The sequence below is a fragment of the Burkholderia sp. Bp8998 genome, from assembly GCF_003854235.1.
Lineage (GTDB): Bacteria > Pseudomonadota > Gammaproteobacteria > Burkholderiales > Burkholderiaceae > Burkholderia.
Genome location: NZ_QTQF01000132.1, coordinates 1 through 1,283 on the forward strand (window position 1 = coordinate 1; position 1,283 = coordinate 1,283).

At 65.8% G+C, this 1,283-nt stretch carries 1 protein-coding gene and 1 pseudogene; both read right to left on the minus strand.

Annotated elements, in window-relative coordinates; genetic code table 11:
- A pseudogene (locus DIE06_RS37750) lies at positions 1–185 on the minus strand (putrescine ABC transporter permease PotH); the annotation flags it as partial.
- Positions 186–195: 10 nt separating this feature from the next.
- Positions 196–1,283 (minus strand): ABC transporter ATP-binding protein (locus tag DIE06_RS37755; protein ID WP_124665738.1); only part of this gene is annotated, 1,088 nt, incomplete at its 5' end.

Genomic DNA, 1,283 nt, shown 5'->3' on the forward strand with positions numbered 1-1,283 from the left:
ACCAGCACGAACGGCAGCGCGAAGAAGATCACGAGCCACAGGAACGGCACGCCGATCGCGACGCCGCGGCCCGACGGCAGGAAGCGCGACAGCGCGGCGAAGCGGCCGCGGCGCTTGGCGGCCGGTGTCGTCGCGGTGGCACCGGTCGAAACCGGCGCGGAAGGAGTGGAAGCGGAAGTTCTCATCATGTCGCCCTCACTGCGTCAGCACGACGCCGCTGGCCGGCGACCACGACACGAACACGTCGTCGTTCCAGGACGGCGCACTGTCGTGCATCAGGTGCGAGCTCGACAGGTTCGACACGACCGTCTTGCCGCTCGGCAAGCGCACGTGATACAGCGAGTAGCTGCCCATGTACGCGATGTCGGTCACGACGCCGCGCGCCCAGTTGTGATGCGAGCCGGGTTTGTCGCGCGACACCTGCACGCGTTCCGGCCGCACGGAAATACCGACCGGCATCCCGAGCGGACCGGTCACGCCGTGGCTCACGACCATCCGCGCTTCGAGGTCGTCGCTCTCGACGAAGATGTGATCGGGTTCGTCCTCGACCACGCGCCCCTCGAACAGGTTCGTCGAGCCGATGAACTCGGCCGAGAAGCGGCTGTTCGGGTATTCGTACACTTCACCCGGCGTGCCGATCTGCACGATCTTGCCTTCGCTCATCACCGCGAGGCGGCTCGCCATCGTCATCGCCTCTTCCTGGTCGTGCGTGACCATCACGCAGGTCACGTCGACCTTCTCGATGATGTTCACCAGTTCGAGCTGGGTCTTCTGGCGAATCTTCTTGTCGAGCGCGGACATCGGCTCGTCGAGCAGCAGCAGCTTCGGGCGCTTGACGAGCGAGCGGGCCAGCGCGACGCGCTGCTGCTGGCCGCCGGACAGCTGGTGCGGCTTGCGCTTCGCGTACTTGCTCATCTGCACGAGCGCGAGCGCATCGGCCACGCGTTCCCTGATCTCGTTCTTCGGCGTGCCTTCCTGCTTCAGGCCGAACGCGACGTTCGATTCGACCGACATGTGCGGGAACAGCGCGTACGACTGGAACATCATGTTCACCGGACGGCGGTACGGCGGCAGCGACGCGAGGTCCTCGCCGTCGACGAAGATCTTGCCGGAGGTGGCCGTCTCGAGCCCGGCGAGCATGCGCAGGAGCGTCGACTTGCCGCAGCCCGAGCTGCCGAGCAGCGCGAACAGCTCGTTCTTCGCGATCGTCAGGTTCACGTTGTCGACAGCCGTGCTGTCGCCGAACTTCTTCACGACGTTTTCGATGCGCACGAACGCGTCGT